The organism is Amycolatopsis rubida (assembly GCF_900115345.1).
Taxonomy (GTDB): domain Bacteria; phylum Actinomycetota; class Actinomycetes; order Mycobacteriales; family Pseudonocardiaceae; genus Amycolatopsis; species Amycolatopsis rubida.
Genome location: NZ_FOWC01000009.1, coordinates 128,217 through 147,486, shown reverse-complemented (window position 1 = coordinate 147,486; position 19,270 = coordinate 128,217). Strand labels below are relative to the sequence as shown.

Annotated in this window: 19 protein-coding genes; 11 read left to right on the top strand and 8 right to left on the bottom strand. The window is 67.8% G+C overall.

All coding sequences use genetic code 11. The features are described 5' to 3' along the window. Positions 1 to 24: 24 nt before the first annotated feature. Entirely contained in the window at positions 25 to 1,029 is a 1,005-nt protein-coding gene (locus BM362_RS30145) for a glycoside hydrolase family 113 protein (RefSeq protein WP_093575416.1), read from the bottom strand. A 98-nt stretch (positions 1,030 to 1,127) separates the two neighbouring features. On the opposite strand from BM362_RS30145, the gene BM362_RS30140 reads away from it, so the two are divergent. From BM362_RS30140 to BM362_RS30120, 4 genes are all read left to right on the top strand, one after another. Beyond that, positions 1,128 to 1,727, top strand: a complete 600-nt coding sequence (locus tag BM362_RS30140) for a TetR/AcrR family transcriptional regulator (RefSeq protein WP_093575415.1) — start codon at positions 1,128 to 1,130, stop codon at positions 1,725 to 1,727. 205 nt (positions 1,728 to 1,932) lie between these two features. Further along, complete coding sequence (locus BM362_RS30135) at positions 1,933 to 3,120, top strand: cytochrome P450 (RefSeq protein ID WP_093575414.1); 1,188 nt, start codon at positions 1,933 to 1,935, stop codon at positions 3,118 to 3,120. Positions 3,121 to 3,213: 93 nt separating this feature from the next. After that, complete coding sequence (locus BM362_RS30130; protein WP_067576492.1) at positions 3,214 to 3,597, top strand: hypothetical protein; 384 nt, start codon at positions 3,214 to 3,216, stop codon at positions 3,595 to 3,597. A 337-nt stretch (positions 3,598 to 3,934) separates the two neighbouring features. After that, positions 3,935 to 4,543 carry a TetR/AcrR family transcriptional regulator gene (locus BM362_RS30120; protein WP_067575371.1) on the top strand — a complete coding sequence of 203 codons (609 nt, stop codon included), beginning with the start codon at positions 3,935 to 3,937 and terminating at the stop codon, positions 4,541 to 4,543. A gap of 32 nt (positions 4,544 to 4,575) precedes the next feature. On the opposite strand, the gene BM362_RS30115 is transcribed toward BM362_RS30120, so the two are convergent. The 6 genes from BM362_RS30115 to BM362_RS30090 are packed head-to-tail and all read right to left on the bottom strand — an operon-like array spanning position 4,576 to position 11,328. Further along, positions 4,576 to 5,457 carry an SMP-30/gluconolactonase/LRE family protein gene (locus tag BM362_RS30115; RefSeq protein ID WP_093575411.1) on the bottom strand — a complete coding sequence of 294 codons (882 nt, stop codon included), beginning with the start codon at positions 5,455 to 5,457 and terminating at the stop codon, positions 4,576 to 4,578. Position 5,458: 1 nt separating this feature from the next. Beyond that, entirely contained in the window at positions 5,459 to 6,940 is a 1,482-nt protein-coding gene (locus BM362_RS30110; protein WP_067575366.1) for a CoA transferase, read from the bottom strand. Then, positions 6,937 to 7,794 (bottom strand): 3-hydroxyacyl-CoA dehydrogenase NAD-binding domain-containing protein, encoded by an 858-nt coding sequence (locus BM362_RS30105; RefSeq protein ID WP_093575410.1) that lies wholly within the window; start codon positions 7,792 to 7,794, stop codon positions 6,937 to 6,939. The genes BM362_RS30110 and BM362_RS30105 overlap by 4 nt, the downstream gene beginning before the upstream one ends. Positions 7,795 to 7,808: 14 nt before the next feature. After that, positions 7,809 to 8,972, bottom strand: coding sequence for an acyl-CoA dehydrogenase family protein (locus BM362_RS30100; protein WP_093575409.1), 1,164 nt, complete (start codon positions 8,970 to 8,972; stop codon positions 7,809 to 7,811). A 13-nt stretch (positions 8,973 to 8,985) separates the two neighbouring features. Then, positions 8,986 to 10,158: an acyl-CoA dehydrogenase family protein gene (locus tag BM362_RS30095; protein WP_067575360.1), complete on the bottom strand. Its 1,173-nt coding sequence runs from the start codon at positions 10,156 to 10,158 to the stop codon at positions 8,986 to 8,988. A gap of 3 nt (positions 10,159 to 10,161) precedes the next feature. Beyond that, positions 10,162 to 11,328, bottom strand: coding sequence for a CaiB/BaiF CoA transferase family protein (locus BM362_RS30090; RefSeq protein ID WP_067575358.1), 1,167 nt, complete (start codon positions 11,326 to 11,328; stop codon positions 10,162 to 10,164). 130 nt (positions 11,329 to 11,458) lie between these two features. On the opposite strand from BM362_RS30090, the gene BM362_RS30085 reads away from it, so the two are divergent. The 7 genes from BM362_RS30085 (at position 11,459) to BM362_RS30055 (ending at position 17,328) form a co-directional block, all read left to right on the top strand. Beyond that, positions 11,459 to 12,331 carry a LysR family transcriptional regulator gene (locus BM362_RS30085; RefSeq protein WP_067576491.1) on the top strand — a complete coding sequence of 291 codons (873 nt, stop codon included), beginning with the start codon at positions 11,459 to 11,461 and terminating at the stop codon, positions 12,329 to 12,331. Continuing rightward, the gene (locus BM362_RS50740) at positions 12,328 to 12,627 is read left to right on the top strand and encodes a hypothetical protein (protein ID WP_425285737.1); all 300 of its coding nucleotides are present in this window, start codon (positions 12,328 to 12,330) and stop codon (positions 12,625 to 12,627) included. The genes BM362_RS30085 and BM362_RS50740 overlap by 4 nt, the downstream gene beginning before the upstream one ends. 514 nt (positions 12,628 to 13,141) lie before the next feature. Continuing rightward, positions 13,142 to 14,542 carry a fatty acid desaturase gene (locus BM362_RS30075; protein WP_067575355.1) on the top strand — a complete coding sequence of 467 codons (1,401 nt, stop codon included), beginning with the start codon at positions 13,142 to 13,144 and terminating at the stop codon, positions 14,540 to 14,542. Beyond that, the gene (locus tag BM362_RS30070) at positions 14,542 to 14,733 is read left to right on the top strand and encodes a ferredoxin (RefSeq protein ID WP_067576490.1); all 192 of its coding nucleotides are present in this window, start codon (positions 14,542 to 14,544) and stop codon (positions 14,731 to 14,733) included. Before BM362_RS30075 ends, BM362_RS30070 begins: the two co-directional genes overlap by 1 nt. Then, complete coding sequence (locus BM362_RS30065; RefSeq protein WP_093575408.1) at positions 14,730 to 15,932, top strand: NAD(P)/FAD-dependent oxidoreductase; 1,203 nt, start codon at positions 14,730 to 14,732, stop codon at positions 15,930 to 15,932. Before BM362_RS30070 ends, BM362_RS30065 begins: the two co-directional genes overlap by 4 nt. 1 nt (position 15,933) lies before the next feature. Further along, entirely contained in the window at positions 15,934 to 16,557 is a 624-nt protein-coding gene (locus BM362_RS30060; RefSeq protein ID WP_067575351.1) for a TetR/AcrR family transcriptional regulator, read from the top strand. A gap of 42 nt (positions 16,558 to 16,599) precedes the next feature. Continuing rightward, positions 16,600 to 17,328 (top strand): SAM-dependent methyltransferase, encoded by a 729-nt coding sequence (locus BM362_RS30055; RefSeq protein ID WP_167545488.1) that lies wholly within the window; start codon positions 16,600 to 16,602, stop codon positions 17,326 to 17,328. Positions 17,329 to 17,431: 103 nt separating this feature from the next. On the opposite strand, the gene drmB is transcribed toward BM362_RS30055, so the two are convergent. After that, entirely contained in the window at positions 17,432 to 19,267 is a 1,836-nt protein-coding gene (gene drmB / locus BM362_RS30050; RefSeq protein WP_093575406.1) for a DUF1998 domain-containing protein, read from the bottom strand. Positions 19,268 to 19,270: the final 3 nt, after the last annotated feature.

The following is a 19,270-nucleotide window of genomic DNA, read 5'->3' as shown; positions in this document are numbered from 1 at the left end:
CTCACCCGCGCGGACCCCGCTGAGTCAAGATTTCGCGTAGTGCCCGGCGACCGCGGCGAACGCCTCCTTCGGTTCCCAGTTCAGCCCCGGGTACGCCGTGCCCGAACCGTCCTCCAGCATCCGCACCAGCCCGAAGCTCGCGAGGTCGAGGTCGCCGGGGTAGTTGTAGAGCGCGAACAGGAACACGAACGCGCTGTCCACGCCCTCCGCGTCGAAGATCTCCAGCAGTTCGCGCAGGTACGCGGCCTGTCCGGCTTCGTCCCGCTCGTACTCGCCGTCGATGCGGAGCGGATCGCCGGTTTCCTTGTCGTACTCCACGATTTCCATGCTCCGCGGCGCGACATCGCCGGACCCGCGCCAGGTCGCCGTGCCGAAACCGGTGATCGCGACCGGTTTCCCTTGCGCCACCAGGGTTCGCACGCCTTCCTGGAAGATGTCGGCGATCTCGGCGGAGCGGATGAGCTCCACCGTGACGAAGTCGAACCGGCTCCAGTCCACCTGCTCGAACTGGATACACGCGTAGGTGACCAGGCCGTGGAACCGTTCCCGCACGACCTTGACCGCGGCGTCGAGGAACGGGTCGAGCCGTTTGCCCACCTCAGCCAGCCGCTCGGCGCGGCCCTCGGGTTCGGCGAGCAGCAGGCTGACTCGTTCGGCGGTGTCCTTGCCGGGCAGGAAGCCTTCGTTCATCACGCTCAGCTCGACGCCGGTCACGAACACGACGTTCGCCCCGGTGGCGCGCAACCGTTCCGCGCGGGTGGCGCAGTCGGCGAAGAGGGCGAGGATCTCGTCGTGGGTCTGCTCCAGCGGATACGGCGAGAACCAGACCTCCAGCCCCAGTTCGGCGGCCCACCGCGAGGCCTGCTCCAGCCGATCCGGATCGCCGCCGACGACGTGCACCGCGGTGCAGTGCAGGTCGTCGCGGATGATCGCCAGCTCGCGCTTCACCGTCTCCGGCTCGAAGCTCTCCCGCGACGACCGTCCATAGCGGACGAACCCGGTCTCGTAGGTCATTCCCTTGCCGCGCATGGCGGTTTCCTCTCGCTCGGGGACGCCGCCCACCTTACGCACGAAACTTGCGTGTACGCAAGTTTGCGTAGGCGCATGAACACTGCGAGACTGGTCAGGTGACCGGATTGCGCGAACGGAAGAAGCAGGCCACTCGCGTCGCCTTGCGCGAAGCAGCCCTGCGGCTGGCGATCGAACACGGGCCGGCGAACGTACGCGTCGACGACATCGCCGAAGCGGCCGGAGTGTCACCGCGGACCTACAACAACTACTTCTCCAGCCGCGAGGAAGCGATCGTCGCGGCGGTCACCGCGGATCGCGAGAACCGGATCGCCGCCGCGGTCGCCGAGCGCTCGCCGGACACCCGGCTGGCCGAGGCGATCCTCGACGCGATCGCGGAGCAGTACACCGATCCCGGCGAGCAGAGCCGCGACGCACTCCTGCTGATCACCACGAATCCCGGGCTGCGCACGGCATTTCTCGACGCTCCGGCCGCCCTCGAAGACCCGCTGCAGAAGGTGATCGCGGCCCGGGCCGGCGACCCGCGGATCGCGCGCGTGCTGGCCGCGTCCGTCGCCGCGGCGGTCCGGGTCGCCTTGGAGCAGTGGACGCAACCAGCAGGCAACGGCCTGGTCGTGGTGTCCGGTTCGCTGCCGGATCTGTTGCGGCGAACGCTGGAGCCGCTCGTTCCGGCCCTCGACGCCGCAGAGGCGGACTAACCGCCCGGAGCCGCCCGGCTCCCCGGCGCGAGGCGAATCCCGGCTGAGCCTTCATGAACTCGGCCTGATACCCGGCTCTCCAGCAGCACCAGAGCCGACCCAGGCCAGTGAATCCCCACCCGTCCCGCCGTTAGCTCCGACATTCTCTTCACAAGTTTGTGAAAGATGTGTACATTCTGAACTATTCAGAGGGGAAGGAGCGACGATGACCCGTCAGGCAGGACTCCCGCTCGAAAGGGGCACGTGTCCGTTCGATCCGGTACCGGCCCAGCGCACCCAGGCTCCGGTCGAGCCGCTGACGTATCCAGACGGCGCCAAGGGCTGGTTCGTCACCGGATACCAGGAGGTGCGGGCGATCCTCGCGGACAAGCGGATGTCCGCACGGGCCGAGCTGGCGAAGGTCCCGTTCGACCTCGGCCCGCTGCCGCCGCCGAAGCCGGCCGACCCGGGCGTGTTCACCGGGATGGACGACCCGGACCACCATCGCTACCGCAAGCTGCTGACCGGGGCGTTCACCGTGCACCGGATGCGCAGCCTGGAGGACCGGGTCGGCGAGATCGTCGACGCCCACCTCGACGCGATGGCGGCCGCGGACGGCCCGGTCGACCTGGTGGAAGCGTTTGCGCGGCCGGTGCCCTCGCTGGTGATCTGCGAACTGCTCGGCGCCCCCTACGATCGCCGCGCCGAATTCGACGGCTACACCAGGACCATGTTCGCCACGGACATCCCGGTCGCCGAGCGGATCGACGCCACCCAGGGCGTCGTCGCGTTCATCGCCGGGCAGATCGAGCGGAAGCGGAAGGACCCGGGCGACGATCTGCTGTCCGACCTGGTCCGCGGCGGCGAGCTGAGCGACGAGGAACTCGCCAACATCGGGATGATGCTGCTGGTCGCCGGATTCGAGACGACCCGCAACATGATCGCGCTCGGCACGCTGGCGCTGCTGGAGAACCCGGAGCAGCTGGCGAAGTTCAAGGCCGACCCGGAGCTCACCGCGGGCACGGTCGAGGAACTGATGCGCTACCTCAGCGTGATCCACATCGGACCGATCCGCACCGCGCTGGAAGACGTCGAACTCGGCGGCGTGACGATCAAGGCGGGCGACCCGGTCGCCATATCGCTCCCGGTCGCCAACCGGGATCCGGAGAAGTTCCCGGATCCAGACAGCCTGGACGTCACACGCAAGGCGACTGGGCAGCTCGGCTTCGGCCACGGCGTGCACCAATGCCTCGGGCAGCAGCTGGCGCGGGTCGAAATGCGGATCGCGCTGTTCCGGCTGTTCGCGCGGTTCCCTGACCTGCGGCTCGCGGTGCCGTTCGCCGAGGTGGACCTGCCGCACGACGCGTCGATCTACGGTCCGGTGCGGCTGCCGGTGACCTGGCGGCGGGAGTAGCCTGGCAGCGGCGGATCGAACACCGGAATCGAGGTTTTCCGCGCTGTGCATGCGATTGCGCTGATTGGCGCCTTCACGTTCGTCTGGTTCGGGATGGTGCTCGCCATCTCGTTCCTGGAAGCCCCGCTGAAGTTTCGCGCGCCGGGGGTCACCATCCCCCTCGGGCTCGGCATCGGCCGGATCGTGTTCCGCGCCTTGAACATCGCCGAGGTTCTGCTCGCGGCGGGCATCGTGGTCACTGTGGCGGCCGGGCAGCCGAGCACTGCGGTGACGGTGCTGGCGGCGGTGGCGGCCGTGGTGCTGATCGGGCAGCTGGGGGCGGTCCGTCCGGCGTTGAACCGGCGGACGGACCGCGTCCTCGCGGCCCCGGAAGGCGTGGAGCTGCCGCGCTCCCGGGCGCATTTCGTTTACCTCGCCGCGGAAACCGTGAAGGTGCTCGTGCTGCTGGCGCTCGGGGTTCTGACCGTGGCGGGTTAGGAGCTCAGGCGAACCCTTCCAGTTCCGCGCTGTGGCGGAACACCTCGCGGGCGGCGGCACCTACTCAGCCCTGGCGCGCACCTCGGCCCTGCCTCGAAGAAGGCGACCATCTCCGTCGGGACTTCGGTTTCCCCTTGGCGCAAGGCCCGCAAGACCCGCGCCGAATCCACGACAGCATCGCCGTGCAGCACACCGAGCCGGGTGACCAGACGCACCGCAGTCTACTTGAACTTGAGTCCATGTTTGTACTTGCGTCCAATAAGTGAGCCGCGACGGACGCGGCGTCAAGGACGCCATTCAGCAGGCGCCGCGAAGAAATGATGGTTGACTGCGAGGCATGACGGCAGAAGCGACGAGCGATCGGCGGACCAGGCAGCGACACGAACGCCGGGACCGGCTGTTCCAGTCGGCCGTCGAGCTGTTCGTGGAACGCGGCTACGACAACACCACGATGGAGGACATCGCCGAACGCGCCGACACCGCGCGCGCCACCGTGTTCAACCACTTCCAGCGCAAGACGGCGTTCCTCGACGAGTGGAGCCTGCGGCGCCGCGAACGCGCGATGACCGCGGTGCGCGCCGAGAACCTGGAGGACCGGCCGCTGCGCGAGGTGCTCAGCCGGTACCTGATCGAGCTGGCGCGCAACAGCCTCGACTCCCGAGCGGAAACCGTCGCCTGCATGGGCGCGGCGATCCACTCCACCAACGTGTTCGGCAATCCGGAACTGGCGCGTCAGTTCGGCGCGTTCGTCGCGCGGGCACAGGAGGCTGGCGAGATCCGGCCGGATATCGACCCGGCGCAGGCGGGGTTGCTGCTCGCCACGGCGTATTTCGGGACGCTCAGCTCATGGATCGAGAGCGAGGCCGCGCCGTTCGATCTGCAGGAGCATCTGCTGAACCTGGTGGAGATGATTTTGCGCGGAATCGCGGCGGACTCGCCGTCGTGAGTGTTTATCCCGATTCCAACCGGGACAAACACTCACGACACCCGCACCCCCGCGACCCCAGACAGCAACTCGCCCATCTCCACCACCACCCGCGGCTCACCGCCGCTCAACGGCACCGCAGTGATCCGCCCGCCAAGGTCGGACACGTAGGCGACCTCGTCGTCCACCGCCAGGCCGATCGCCTCGGTGAAGCCGCTCGCCAGGATCTCCGGCTCCGCGCCCTTCTCCCCTGGGCCAGGAATCAGCGCACGGTTCAGCGTGTTGCCCTTCGGAGCCGCACCACGGTCAGTCCAGTACAGGTACCCGCCATGGATTTCCAGGTCGATCGGTTCCGGCAGGTGATCCCACAGGGTCTCGGCATCGGACCGATCGCGTGCGGTCTCCCCCGAAGGGATCTCCAGCCCAGCACGGAAAATCCGGCCAACGCCGCCCTTAGCCGGCCCCTTCTGCGTCCAATACAGATGCGTAGCGTCCACAGTAACGCCGACGCATTCCTGCATCCCGCTGTCGTCGGGCTCGTTCACGATCAGGTCCGTGAGTCCCGTGCCGTCCGGACGCACCCGGGTGATCCGGTAGCCCTCCCGGTCACCCCAGTACAGGGAACCGTTGTACGCCAACTGTTTCCCAGTAGTCAGAGTTCCATTCGGGACCACATCGCGCGCACCGGTGCCGTCAAAGGAAACCGCGTGCAGGCCGCCATTTCGCGCGGAGTAGTCGAGACCGGCTTCGCCCGGCACCGACGGGTCGCGCGAAGGCATGCCCATGGTGGTCCAATAAACAGTGCCATCGGCGACGACAACGCCATCCGGCGAGACACCAGCGTCTTTGTACAGCGGGGTAACCTGCCCGTCGGGAAGTCCGACGCGGTAAATCGTCCCGGTGCGAATGCCCAGCACCACTAGCTCGCTGAACATGTCACCTCCACTCTGGACGGTGCGATCCTCTCGGGATCAACGGATTCGTGTAGTAGCCCGGAGTCTCGGACATCCGGATTTGTTCGGTGACGCCGCGGTAGCGACCGAGCGGGGTGTCCGCGGTGAACGTCTCGGGGTCGAAATATTCGTGCCCGGGAGCGACACCGGCGACCTCCGCGGCGAAGCCCTTGTCGAAGATTCCCAGGCTCAGCAACCACAAGGCGACGCGCGTGAGCGAAACCTGCACTCGGTAAGAACCGCCCCATTCGGCGCGGAGCATGAGCGCACGCAGGATTCCCAGTTGCAGGAACCATGACGTGATGTAGTCGTTCACCACCGGCACCGCGGGCAGCGACGGAACTCCGCCCTCCCCTTCCAGCAGCATGACGCCGGACAGGCAGCCGGCTGTCTGGTCGAAGCCGACTCGGCCGGACCACGGGCCGGTGCCGCCGTTGAGCGTCACCTCGGCGTGGATGATTCCGGGCCGGATCTCGGCGGCGGTTTCCGCGTCGAGACCGTGCCGCGCAAGGTATCCGGGACGGCGGTTGGCGTAGAAGATGTCCGCGCCGGTGAGCAGCCAGTGCATTCGTTCTTGATCGGCGGGACGACGGAAATCGAGCCTGGTGGAGCGAACGCCCACATTGGACGTCGCATAAAGCACCGGCAATTCGTACTCGCCCGGATCCCAGACGTTCAGCACGTCCGCGCCATGCAGTGCCAACGCCCGGCCACAGCCAGCGCCCGCGATGATGTGCGCCCGGCCGAGTGCGCGGATTCCTTCGAGCGGCGTGGAAGGGTTGGGGTGCAACGGTTCCGCTGGGCTGTCGCCGATCCGCTCGACAATCACCGGCGGCATCGTCGACAGCACTGATTGGTACTGCTCGGTCGCCATCAGCTCTTCGGTCGTCCGCACCACCGGCATGATGACGCCCGCGGCCTCGGCGGCGTCCTCCAGCTCGAAGGAGTTCCACTGCGCGATCGCTTGCCGCACCGCGCCGTCCCGCTCGGGAACGCCCAGCAGTGCGGCAGCATCGTTGCGCAGCTTCGGATACGGGCTGATCGGGTGCACCCAGCGGCCGTCCGCGGTGGCGTAGAAGCGATCCGTGCCGAACGCCGGATCGACACGCGCGGGGTCGCCCTGCGGGTAGCCGTCGAGCAGTTCCCACTTCTTGTCGTAGAACGGGCACAGCCGGTGCGGCGCGGTCCGCAGGTCCATCGAAATGTCCTGCCCGCGTCCGCCGCGCAGTTGCCAGATCTTCGCCACCGCGACGGATTTCGCCGCCAGCGCGATCGACGTCGCTCCGGCCAGCCGCAATGCGCCCGGCAGTACCGGATCGGCTCCGGAGAACTCGATCCGGCCGCCGGCATCGGATTCTTGCAGGCCGACCGAGCCGAGCAGATCGGCCAGCGGCTGGTGCAAGTCGTACTCGTCGGTCGTGGCCGGTTTGGCGAGCGCGGCTTCGAGTTGCTCGGTGAGGCTCATTTCTTCTCCAGCGCGTCCAGCAGCGCGCGCGTCCGGCTGTCGCGCGCTTCGACCCGCTCGGCATAGGTGTCCGCGGCCCCGTAGTCCTGCTCGACCTCGTCGATCACCGCGTCGAGGTGCTCCCGGTCCGGACGGCCGATGTCGAACTTCATCTGCGAACCGACGTGGCTCACCAGGTGCCGGATGCCGTCCGGGCCGCCGCCGAGGTGCATGCTCTCGAACGGCCCGATGGTCGCCCACCGCGGCCCGAGCGACGCCTTGACCAGCTCGTCCAGGTCCGCCGCGGAGATGACGCCCTGCTGTACGAGGTACATCGCCTGGTCGTTGAAGACCTTCTGCAGCCGGTTCCCGACGAAACCGGGAATCTCCTTCTTCAGGGTGATCGGCTTCTTGCCCAGCCCGCGGTAGACCTCGACGGCCTTCGCCACGGTCTGCTCGGCGGTCGAAGCTCCGGGCACCACCTCGACCAGCGGCATCAGTTCGGGCGGGTTGAACGGATGCCCGATGACGATCCGCGAGGCCGCCGCGTTGCCCTCGGCGATCACCGAGGGCAACAGCGACGACGAGGAGGACGCCAGTACTACGTCGTCGCGCGTGGCGGCGGCGAGCGTCGCGAACATTTCCCGCTTCAGCTCGATCCGCTCCGGGCCCGACTCCTGGACGAAGTCGGCTCCTTCGGCGGCTTCCGCGAGGTCCGCGACTGCCGTGGCGGGCAGCCCGGCGAGGTCGCGAGAGACGATTTCCCGCAGGTCCGGGCGTGGATCGGTGACCCGCACCGTCCAGCCCGCCTCGGCGAACAGCCGAGCCCACGACACTCCGATGACCCCAGCGCCGACGATCGCGACGACCGGCATGGCGCGCTCCTTTCTCAGGCGGTGACCGCGTCCGCGTTGTTGAGCAGCGCGCTCGGCGGCGTCAGCAACGCGTCCGACGCTAGCGCGCGGCGACGGGCCGCGCTCACTCCGCCGTAACTCTCCGTAATAGCGATGAGGCGCGCCGCGTGGTGCGCGACCTCTGATTCGTAAGTCATTCCGATGCCGCCGTGCAGCTGGACGATCTCCTCGGCGGTCGCGGTCGCCGCGTCGCACACGAACACGAACGCGTCGTCGGCCGCGGCGTCCAGGTCCACGGTGGACGCACCGTTGTCGTACGCCTCGACCGTCGCGGTGGCCCACAGCGCCAGCGAACGAGCCAGCTCAACCTTCGCGTACAGGTCAGCCGCACGGTGCACGAGCGCCTGAAACGCCGCCAGCGGGACACCGAACTGCTTGCGGGTCTTGAGGTATTCGACGGTCATGGCGAGCCCGGTCTCCATCAGGCCGATCGCCTCACCGATCACCGCGACCCGCGCCCGCGAGAACGCGCGACGCAACGCAACCGGCGCGTCGGAGTCCGAGGTGCCGAGCAGAACCGCTGGCGTACCAGCGAATTCAACCTGCGACGTGTGTCCCCAGTCCGCGGCCCGGCCGTCGGCGCGAGTGATGCCTTCAGCGGTCGCCTCGACCAGGTACACCCCGGTACGGCCGTTCTCGTCGACCGCGGTGACCAGGAACTTCTCCGCCTGATCGGCGTTGCGCACCGGCGACTTCACACCGGAAAGCGCGGAACCGGCCGCCGACACCGACGGCGCGACGCCCCACGGACGTCCCGGCTCGGCGTGCGCGACCGCGATCGTGGTGCCACCGCTGGCGAGCAGCGGCAGCAGCTCCTTGACCTGGTCGTCGGTGCCCAGCTCGGCGATGATCCACGACGGCAGGAACACGCCGTCGAGCAGCGGTTCGGCCGCCGCGTGCTTGCCCATCGCTTCCAAGGTCGCGTAGACCTCGACCGGGCCGGCGCCCGCGCCGTCGTGGTCCGCGGAGATCGGGAGGCCGGCGAGGCCCAGCTCGCCGAGGGTGCTCCAGACCTGATCGTTCCAGCCGAGTTCGCTGCTCGTCGCGGCCGCGCGGCCGCCTGCCGGGTAGCCGCGGCCGACCGCTGTGTCGACGGTCTCGAACAGCAGCTTCTGGTCTTCGTTGAATTCGAGGTTCATGAGTCGCCGTCCCTTACAGACCGAGGATCGTCTTCGCGATGACGCCGCGCTGGATTTCGTTGGAGCCGCCGAAAATCGACAGCTTCCGCTGGTTCAGGTACTGCGCCGCGGCCACGACCGCGGCCTCGTCGGCCCGCACCGGCGATTCGGTGTCCAGCACCATGCCGTCGGAACCGGCCGCGCGCATGCGCAGCTTCGTCAGCGCCTGAAGGGCCTGCGTGCCCTCCATCTTGAGCAGCGACGACACCGGGCTCGGCTGGCCGTTTTCGGAAGCGGCGGTGACCCGCATCTGGGTCGCCTCCAGCGCGAGCAGTGTGGTCTTCGCGGTGTGCATGGCGGCGCGGAATTCCGCGTCGCCGGAGAGCGGACCATCCTCGGTGGGCAGATCGGCGGCCGCGGCGGCGAGGTCGGCGAAGATCCGCTGACCGGTGCCAACCTGGGCGATGCCGTTGCGCTCGTTGCCGAGCAGGAACTTCGCGTACGTCCAGCCCTTGTTCTCCTCGCCGACGAGGTTCTCCGCCGGGATCACCACGTTGTCGAAGAAGAACTCGTTGACCTCGGCGGACCCGTCGACCAGCTTGATCGGGCGGCGCTCGATGCCCGGCGTGTTCAGGTCGAGCAGCAGGAAGGACAGCCCCTGCTGCTTGCGCGGCGCGTCCGGGTTGGTCCGCGCGAGCACGAACATCCAGTCGCCGTACTGGCCGAGCGTGGTCCAGGTCTTCTGTCCATTGAGGACGTAGTGGTCGCCGTCGCGCTTCGCGGTGGTGCGCAGCCCGGCGAGGTCGGACCCGGCCTCCGGTTCGGAGAAGCCCTGCGACCACCAGATGTCGAGATTCGCGGTGGCGGGCAGGAACTTCTGCTTCTGTTCCTCGCTGCCGAACTCGGCGATGATCGGGCCGACCATGCTCGCGTTGAAGGCGAGCGGCTGCGGCACCGCGTTGCGCTGCAGTTCGGAGGCGTAGATGTGGGACTGAGTCGGTGTCCAATCGCGACCGCCCCATTCGACCGGCCAGTGCGGGACCGCGAGACCGTGCTCGTTCAGGATCCGCTGGCTCGTGACGATGTCGTCACGCGTGATCAGGCCGAGTGCGCTGCGCTTGCGGATTTCCTCCGGAATCGCGCCGAGGAACACCTCCCGCAGTCCATCCCGGAACGCGAGGTCCTCTTGAGACAGTTCGAGATCCATCGATCAAACCCCTTCAGTGGTGCGTACGGCTCCGACGACTTCGGCGGTGCTCGCGCCGGCGCGTTCGGCGTGCCTGCGGAACCCGGCCGGGGTCCGCGAGAAATGCAGCGGGCTCTCCACGACGCGGATCGTGCCCTCGGTCGGGTGCTCCCGCTCGGTGATCAGCCCGGCTTCCTGGACGTACGGGTCGGCCGGCAGGTCGGCGATGTCGACCACGACCGCGTACGGAACGTCGTGGGCGGTCAGGTACTCCTCCCACTCCGCGGTGGTGCGGCTGGCGGAGTTGGCCAGCACCTTCTCCACCCCCGCGGTGAAAATCTCCCGGTCGATCACCGGGGAGTCCCAGGCCGGATCGGCCGCGGCGTCGTCGAGGCCGGCGCCGATCAGCAGCGTCCGCACGGCGTCGTTGGTGTAGGGCACCGCGGCGATCGCGCCGCCGTCGGCCGTGCGCATGGCCGCGTGCGTGTCGCTGAGCGAAAGCGGGTTGCCGACGTCCCCGGCGGCCGGGACGAAGACGTCGCCAGCCAGGTGCTCGACCAGGTTGACCGCGATCATCGCGTCGGCCATCGCCAGTTCGACCTGCTGGCCCTTGCCGGTGCGCTGCTGGTCGAAGAGCGCGGCGAGCACGCCGTTCAGCAGGTACAGCGCGGCGGTCTTGTCGGCGATGAAGGTCGGGACGAACTGCAGTGTGCCGCCCGCCCGGTCCTGGAGGCTGACCAGGCCGGACGTGGCCTGGATGACCTCGTCGTAGGCGGGCCGGTTGGCACGCGACGAGCCGGGCGCGAAGCCCTGCGCGTGGGCGTAGACCAGGCGGGGGAACCGTTCGCGCAACTGCTCGTAGCCGAGGCCGAGCCGGTCGAGCGCGGCGGCGCGCATGTTGGTGACGAGGACGTCGGCGTCGGCGAGCAGGGCGAAGAGGTCCTCGCGGCCGGCGGGGTCCTTGAGGTCGAGTTCGATACTGCGCTTGTTCTGGTTGACCTGCATGTACAGCGGGGCCATCCCGGGCGTGCGGCCGGTGTTGGCCGGTGAATGCCGGGCGACGTCGCGCAGCGGTTCGACCCGGATCACCTCGGCGCCGAAGTCGCCGAGGATCTGCGTGGCGTACGGGCCCATCACCGCGGACGACAGGTCGAGCACCTTAACCCCGGAAAGCGGTCCGGTGGCATCCATCTTCGCGGTCCTCCCGTTGACGATCTTTGGCTTCGTCACTGACGCTAAGCGCTTGCTCACCGGAAGGGAATGACCGACTGCATCAGATCGGTATGACCACCGTGATAACACCGTGGGTACGCTGCTCACCGTGGAGATTCACCACCTGCGGTACTTCCTCGCGGTCGCGCGCGAGCTGAACTTCACCCGTGCGGCGCGGGCGCTGAACATGTCCGTGCCGCCGCTCAGCCAGCGCATTCGCGACCTCGAACGCGAGCTGGGGGAACCGCTGTTCGACCGCTCCACTCACCACACCCGGCTGTCGGAGGCGGGCGAAGCACTGCTGCCGCTCGCCGAATCGGTCGTTTCGGGCTTCGACGCCATTCCGGTCCGCATGCGCACCCGCGACCAGCGCGCCGACGTCCGGCTCGCCATCCCCGACGTGCTCAATCCCGCGCACCGCCGCCAGCTCAGCGAATCGATCCGGGCACTGGAGGGCTCCTACCGGTTCACCCTGCGGCAGATGCCGTCGCTCGGGATGGAATCGGCGCTGCTCAGCAACTCGCTCGACCTCGCCGTGTCGCATCTGGGCACTTCCGACGACCGGCTGTCCACGATCGTCCTTTACCGCGAGCCGCTCGGTGCCGTGGTGGACGCGTCACGGTTCCCCGGCCGGACCTCGCTCACCCTCGCTGACCTGCGCGGATTCCAGTACCTGCAGGGTCCTCGGCACTGGGATCTCGGCTCGCGGCGCGCGGAACAGCTGGCCGCCAAGGGCGTGCTGGTCGATCCGGAAGCGCAGTTCTCCGACGTCAGCGGGCTGTTGATCTTCCTGCGCAGCACCAAAAGCTTCACCCTCGCGCCGGTTGAATCCGCCACCGCGCTGGCGCTGGACCCGAACGAATGCGCGGTCCTGCCGATCGACGACCTCGTCGCCACGCTCACCACGTTCCTCATCCGGCGCACCGCCGACACCCGGTTGGACCCGGTGGTCGAGGTGCTGCGGCACGCCCGCGTGTCGTGACCTGGCCGAGCGTCCCGCACTCCCAGAGCAACATCTACGACGCGCCGCACCGGCTGTCGAAGTCCATGCACACGTGCCGCGACGTTCTGCAAACCCGCGCCGACCTCGATCCCGAAACAGACGAGGACGTGCGGATCTTGACCGCCGTAGTGCACGGGATCCGGGTCGAACTGCTGAAGATCCTGCACGCGGAAGCCGCCGCGAGATCACCGAACGGGAGCGGGAACTGTTCGGCCAGACCCGACAGCACCTCGCCGCAGGGACCCGCCAGGCGAACGAACTGGTCGAGACCATGACCACCGGCTGGAGCAGGTGCGCACCGCGTCGAAGGTCGCGGTCCGGCTGGTCTGGCAGGTCGCCACCGACCTTCCGCCCGGCACGAAGGCGGCCCGTGATCTCCGGCCGAAGGATCCGGTCCGGCTGACCGCCGCCGATCGGGAATCCCCGCACCAGTTCTTCCGCGACCGGATCGAGGAGGCCAAAGCCGATGACACCGCCACTGGGCGGGAACAGCAACTTCGACTACACCGCGTGGCACCGGTTCGCGGTGAAGGTCGACCGGGCCAACGGCGAGGTCCGGCAGCTGCTGACCCGGAAGATGCCCGGCGGCGAGCGGGCCCTCGCGCTTCACGTGGGACGGACACCGACTGCTCTCGACAGACGCGGAATAACCGCTGCCCGCCCACCCCTCACGGACGGCTCCACCTGCGGATTCACCCAGGTGCGGCGACTTTACATTTCAGTGGCTCTTGTCAATCGTGGTGTACATGTCTTACCTTTGTGTAAAGCCAGCCAACGCAGGAGGGCGCGATGAGCGAGATGACCGGCACGGTGCCGCTGGGGTCGACCGAACGCTGGACCGACAAAAAGCGGTACCTGTGGCTGATCGGACTGGTCGTGCCGTCGCTCGCGTTCCTCGCGATCGGCCTGCACGCCGCGACCGGATGGGGCGTCTGGTTCTGGATCGGGCCGATCGTGATCCTGGCGATCGTGCCCGCGATCGACCTGGTGGCCGGCCTCGACCGGAGCAATCCGCCGGACGACGTGATCGAACGGCTCGAACAGGACCGCTACTACCGGTGGATCACCTACCTGTTCCTGCCGATCCAGTACGTCGGGTTCGTCTTCGCGTTCTGGCTCATCGCCCGCGGCGAACTGTCCGTTGTGGACAAGGTCGGGCTCGCGATCTCGATCGGCTGCATCGGCGGGATCGGCATCAACACCGCGCACGAACTGGGCCACAAGAAGGAAAGCCACGAGCGCTGGCTGTCGAAGATCGCGCTGGCGCAAAGCTTCTACGGGCATTTTTACATCGAGCACAACCGCGGCCACCACGTGCGTGTCGCGACTCCGGAGGACCCGGCGTCGAGCCGCGTCGGCGAAAGCTTTTACCGGTTCTGGCCGCGCACTGTGTTCGGTTCGCTGAAGTCCGCGTGGGGACTGGAGCGCAAGCGTTACGCCCGCCGCGACAAGCATCCGTTCCGGATCGGCAATGACGTGCTCAACGCCTGGCTGATGTCCGCGGTGCTGTGGGTGGCGATGGTGGCCTGGCTCGGCTTCGGGATCCTGCCGTACCTGGTGATCCAGGCGGTGATCGGGTTCTCGCTGCTGGAAGTCGTGAACTACATGGAGCACTACGGGATGCTGCGGCAGAAGGTCGGGCCGCCGGAGCGCCGTCGCTACGAGCGCGTGGATCCCAGTCACAGCTGGAATTCCAACAACATCGCGACGAACGTCCTGCTGTATCACCTGCAGCGGCACAGCGATCACCACGCCAACCCGACGCGCCGCTACCAGACCCTGCGCGATTTCGCCGAATCTCCGGTGCTGCCGACCGGGTACGCCGGGATGATCGTGCTCGCGCTGTTCCCGCCGCTGTGGCGGCGCGTGATGGACCAGCGGGTGCTCAACCACTTCGACGGCGACCTCAGCCGGGCGAACATCCAGCCGTCGAAGCGGGATAAAGTCCTTGCCCGGTATGGAACTTCCGCTACCGAAACCGCTGCCGTGCCGGATGACGTGCGCGGGGACGCCAGCGAGGGCGGGATGTGCCCCGGTTGCGGATACGTGTACGACGAGCAGCGCGGCGACCCGCGAGAAGGCTTCCCGGCCGGCACGCCGTGGGCGTCCATTCCGGACAGCTGGTGCTGTCCGGACTGCGGAGTAAGGGAAAAGGTCGACTTCGTTGCTCCCGGAAGGATGAGTGTGTGATGCGGATCGAAGCGGATTTGAACAAGTGTGACGGCCTGGGCATGTGCGAAGCGATGGCTCCGGACTTCTTCGAGGTGGGCGACGAGGGCACGGTCGTCGTGCTCGACGGGAACCCCGGCGAGGAGCACCGGACCGACCTCGCCGCGGCGGTCGACGCCTGCCCGGTGCTCGCGTTGAAGCTGGTGTCATGACGCTCGCGGTGGTCGGCGCGTCGCTGGCGGGACTGCGAGCGGTCGAATCGGCGCGGCGAACCGGATACGACGGCCGGATCGTGCTGATCGGCGCGGAGGACCATCTGCCCTACGACCGGCCGCCGCTGTCGAAAGCCTTTCTCGCGGCGGACGGACCGGTTGCGGTGGAACCGTTTCTCAGCGCGGACGACCTGCGCGAACTCGGCGTCGAACTCCGGCTGGGCACTCCCGCGACCGGGCTCGACCCGATCGCCAGGGAGATCCGCACCGGCGACACGACCGTCCCCTACGACTCGGCCGTCATCGCCACCGGAGCCGCCGCCCGAGTTCTCCCCGGCACCGAAGAGATCTCCGGCATTCACTCGCTGCGCACCGCGGACGACGCGGTCGCCATCCGGTCCGCATTGGACAGTGGCGCCAGGACAGTCGTGATCGGCGCTGGGTTCATCGGCTCGGAAGTCGCTTCAGCCGCGCGCAAACGCGGCCTTCCGGTATCCATTGTGGAATCATTGGACACGCCTCTGGTGCGCGCGATCGGTCCCGAAGTCGGCGAGGTCTGCGCGGACCTGCATCGCGCGGCAGGCACCGATCTCCGGCTGGGCACCAGGGTCACCGGTTTTACGGAGAAAGACGGCGCGGTGACCGGCGTCCAGCTGTCCACCGGCGAAGTCCTCCCAGCCGACCTCGTCGTCGCCGGAATCGGCGCGGCCCCCGCCACCGGATGGCTGCGCGACAGCGGACTCCTGCTGCACGAGCGCGACGGCGGCGTCATCTGCGACGGCACCCTCGCCGCCGCACACGGCGTTTACGCGGCCGGAGACGTCGCGCACGTGGCGAACGCGCTGTTCGACGGCGAGCTGATGCGGCTGGAACACTGGACGAACGCGGCCGAGCAGGGTGCGGCCGCGGCTCGGCACGCGCTGGACCCCGCGAGCGCGCGGGTGTTCAGCGCCGTGCCGTATTTCTGGTCCGATTGGTACTCGCACCGCATCCAGTTCGTCGGGACGCCGCGCGCGGACGAGGTCGTCGTCGCGGTCCCGGCCGAGCACGGCTTCACCGCGCTGTACCGGCGCGGCGACCGGCTCGTCGGCGCGTTCACCGTCGACCGGCCGCGCGACATCATGAAGTACCGCAAGCGGATCGCCGCACGGGCGCCGTGGTCCGAGGCGGTCGCCTTCGCACTGGAAACGGCCGCCTAGAATGACTGCCATGAGCGTGCTTCCGGTGCCCGCGGGCGGCCAGTACCGGCAGCCCATCATCACCGCCGCCATCGAACTCACCGCGAAATCCGGCTGGTCAGCGGTCACCATGGCGCGGCTGGCCGACCTGGTCGGGGTGAGCAGGCAGACCGTCTACAACGAGATCGGCTCGAAAACCGCGCTCGCCGAGGCGATGATCTCGCACGAGCTGCGCCGGTTCCTCGCCGTCGTGAGCACGGCGTTCGACCGGCATCCCGACGACCTGGTCGAGGCGATCTACGACGCCGTCCGCGCGGTGCTCGAACTGGCCGACGACAACATCCTGCTGCGCGCCATCGCCTCCGCGACGCACGGCACCGACAACGAATTCCTGCCGCTGCTGACCACCCGCGCCGGCACTTTGCTGACCGAAGCGAAAGCCGTCCTGCGCGGCCGGGTCCGCGGCTACGCGCCGCCACTCGACGACGGCCAGCTCACCGTGGTCATGGACCTCGTCGTGCGCACCGTGCTCAGCCACGTCATGCAGCCGTCGGGCACACCAGCCGAGACCGCCGACGGCCTGGCCTGGGTCGCCACTCGCGTGCTCGGCACCGCCCCGTCGGCATCGATGCGCACCCGCTCATAAACAAGATGCGCGGCTCTGGGCGCGCGTGTCAGCGTGGCGCGCGTGAACCGTGAACGACTTTCCGCACTCGCCCACACCCAGCACCCCATCGCGGCCCCGATCAGCGACGACGAGGTGCGGCACCTGCTCCACCACAGCATCCCGCACGAAGACGCTGTTGTCCTAGACCTGGGCTGCGGCGGTGCCGATTGGCTCATCCGCGCCCTCGCCGCGTACCCGAAACTTCGCGCAGTCGGCGTCGACACCTCGGAATTCGCCCTCTCCCGCGCCCGCTCCGCCGCAACCGAACGAGGCGTCGCCGACCGGCTGACCCTCCACCAGCAATCCGCCACCGAATTCCCCGCCGCAGCCGAGTTCGACACCGTCCTGTGCATCGGCTCAACCCACGCCTTCGGCGGTTTGCCAGCCACCCTCGCCGCGCTGCGAGCTCACGTCCGCCCCAGCGGCCGCGCCCTGGTCGGCGACGCCTACTGGGAAGCCGAGCCAACCCCCGCCGCGCTTGAGATCTTCGGCGACCTGCCAGACCTGCCGGAACTCCTCGACCAGGTGACTTCCGCCGGCTGGACGCCGACCCACGGCCACACGAGCACCCGCGGCGAACTGGACGCCTACGAATGGTCGTGGACCGGCAGCCTCACCGAATGGGCCCTGGACCACCCGGAAGACCCCGGCCAAGCCGAAGCCCTCGCCGCCGCGGCCACCCACCGCGACGAGTGGCTCCGCGGCTACCGGAACTCATTCGGCTTCGCGTGCGTCGTGCTGCACTCTTGACAAAACTCGCCAGAACCAGCCCAGAACGGGCATGCGGCCCCGCCAGCCACCAAGGCTGGCGGGTGCCTCTCTTCTCCCACCAGCTGCGCTACTCTGAATCGAGTCAGCCGGTCAGCGAAAAGTACGCCAGGTTGGTGCCCTGCGGCTCGCTGATCAAGATGCCTCTGTCAAGGAAACAGTTGTTGTTCTCGCAACTGGTCTCCGGCAGCAATACACACGCATGACACGCGGCAAGGTTGACGCCGTCGACTCCGCTGCTCTTCGACTCCATGCACAAGGGATCGTTCGAACACCACGACGATCGCAACAACGCGCTGCGCAAGGTATCGACAAGACGTTCCGGCTCGCCCTGCGCTACCACCCCGCCGAGGCTTCCTGCGGAGTCGCTCGTCGCCGTATAGATCAGGACACCTGCCATATCCGAGCCTGCATAGATCCGTTCACGCAACGCAGACGCCGGGTAGCCTCCGTCAAGACTCCATTCATTGATGAGAACATGTGCGAGCGTATGGAGCAACACACGTCGCGGCGTGACAGGCGACGTCACTTCGACGACCGACTTATGAGGGTTGAGGGCTGCCCGTTTCCGGAGGGCGGCGAGGTGATTTTCGCGAATCACCGAGACATGCTTCCGGACTTCCGACCTGTTTTCCCACTGGCGGAGTTCGCCTTCCGCCAACCGCAGGAAGACACCCTCACCGACCACCTCAATTGCAGGCAGCCAGGTCAAGTCTCCGCTGCACAGCGGAGCCTGGCGCGCCTCCGAACCGTCTTCCTCAGGCGGCGTGCCGCGAGTGAACGCCGCCAGCGCTCGCACTTCGCGAAGCCTTTTGACCAGCATCACTTGACCAATGTCGAACGCGCGGAGCGCATCGAGACTCCGCTCCGGTGGTTCGCATACAAACGACTGCAAACCGTCTTCGGCCCGCTCACGGCTGCCGATCACCAGGCTCCGGTACTCCTGCGTCCGGAGAGAGGATGACGACGCAACCTCGGCCGGTTCGTCGTCCTGATCACGACCGCGCGCTGCTTTCAGCTCCGCCACGACTCGAAGTACGTCGTCAACCGTCGCGTTCGCTTGCTGCAGTTTCGCGTGGTTGCTCCTGCAAAACCACTGGATTGTGTCCTCGGAAGCGGTGTCCAGCTTCTCTCGTTCGACGAGAGCGTGGACACCTCCGCTGAACGGCGGGATCGAAAGCGCACTGCTCAGCACGGGATTCCAGACTGAAGACGACCCGCGCTGCATGGTCCGCGGAGGACGGTCGCAGGCAATCGGCCGATCTTCCTGCAGCCACGGAGACCGCCCTGAACAACCAATGCCGAGCTCTCGCAATGTCTTACGCCGGAACGCTCCTTCCATCGACGCCTTTTCTCCACACGTGCACTCGATCACGATCGAACGCAACGAAGCAGACGACCCGGCGGCCTGGAGCCGGAGGGAACCCCTGCAAGCCCCGGGGCCGGCGCGCTTCCCCCGATGCACCCATTTCCAGTAGGGAAAATCTTCGATATGACCGCCGTCGCAAGCGAGCACGAACCGCGAGGGGACCAGCATTTCCTCACATTCTCCGCACCGCGCCTTCTCTCCCGCCGTGTTGAACTCGCGGAACTTCATGAGAGAACGACAGCTCGGGCAGGAGTAGTACTCAGGAAACCGTCGCACTCGAACGCCGTCCCTGGCGTCGTCCAGATCCGGCGCAGGCGGAAGTCGAAATGATTGGACGCCGAGAAGCTGCGCGAGCCGTCGCTCGTGGATCTCGGGAGCCTCCCCGACATCCCAAGAATCAAGCCCGGCCACGATGAATGATTCGTTGTCGATCGCGATGAGAGAGCCGACTCCGTACGTCGTAACGAGCTGCGATCGCCGAACTGACCCGAGGTTGCGTGCCGCGCGCGTCTTTCCCGGTCCGCTCCGACGAGCGGGACTTGTATAACCCATCGT

Coding starts and splice junctions, on each gene's coding strand:
- BM362_RS30105 (WP_093575410.1), bottom strand. CDS start 7,794: ATGCCGGTCGTCGCGATCGTCGGCGCTGGGGTCATCGGAGTGTCGTGG.
- drmB (WP_093575406.1), bottom strand. CDS start 19,267: ATGGGTTATACAAGTCCCGCTCGTCGGAGCGGACCGGGAAAGACGCGC.
- BM362_RS30090 (WP_067575358.1), bottom strand. CDS start 11,328: ATGGATGCCACCGGACCGCTTTCCGGGGTTAAGGTGCTCGACCTGTCG.
- BM362_RS30100 (WP_093575409.1), bottom strand. CDS start 8,972: ATGAACCTCGAATTCAACGAAGACCAGAAGCTGCTGTTCGAGACCGTC.
- BM362_RS30120 (WP_067575371.1), top strand. CDS start 3,935: ATGACGGCAGAAGCGACGAGCGATCGGCGGACCAGGCAGCGACACGAA.
- BM362_RS30145 (WP_093575416.1), bottom strand. CDS start 1,029: ATGCGCGGCAAGGGAATGACCTACGAGACCGGGTTCGTCCGCTATGGA.
- BM362_RS30115 (WP_093575411.1), bottom strand. CDS start 5,457: ATGTTCAGCGAGCTAGTGGTGCTGGGCATTCGCACCGGGACGATTTAC.
- BM362_RS30060 (WP_067575351.1), top strand. CDS start 15,934: ATGACTGCCATGAGCGTGCTTCCGGTGCCCGCGGGCGGCCAGTACCGG.
- BM362_RS30075 (WP_067575355.1), top strand. CDS start 13,142: ATGAGCGAGATGACCGGCACGGTGCCGCTGGGGTCGACCGAACGCTGG.
- BM362_RS30070 (WP_067576490.1), top strand. CDS start 14,542: ATGCGGATCGAAGCGGATTTGAACAAGTGTGACGGCCTGGGCATGTGC.
- BM362_RS30135 (WP_093575414.1), top strand. CDS start 1,933: ATGACCCGTCAGGCAGGACTCCCGCTCGAAAGGGGCACGTGTCCGTTC.
- BM362_RS30065 (WP_093575408.1), top strand. CDS start 14,730: ATGACGCTCGCGGTGGTCGGCGCGTCGCTGGCGGGACTGCGAGCGGTC.
- BM362_RS30130 (WP_067576492.1), top strand. CDS start 3,214: ATGGTGCTCGCCATCTCGTTCCTGGAAGCCCCGCTGAAGTTTCGCGCG.
- BM362_RS30095 (WP_067575360.1), bottom strand. CDS start 10,158: ATGGATCTCGAACTGTCTCAAGAGGACCTCGCGTTCCGGGATGGACTG.
- BM362_RS30110 (WP_067575366.1), bottom strand. CDS start 6,940: ATGAGCCTCACCGAGCAACTCGAAGCCGCGCTCGCCAAACCGGCCACG.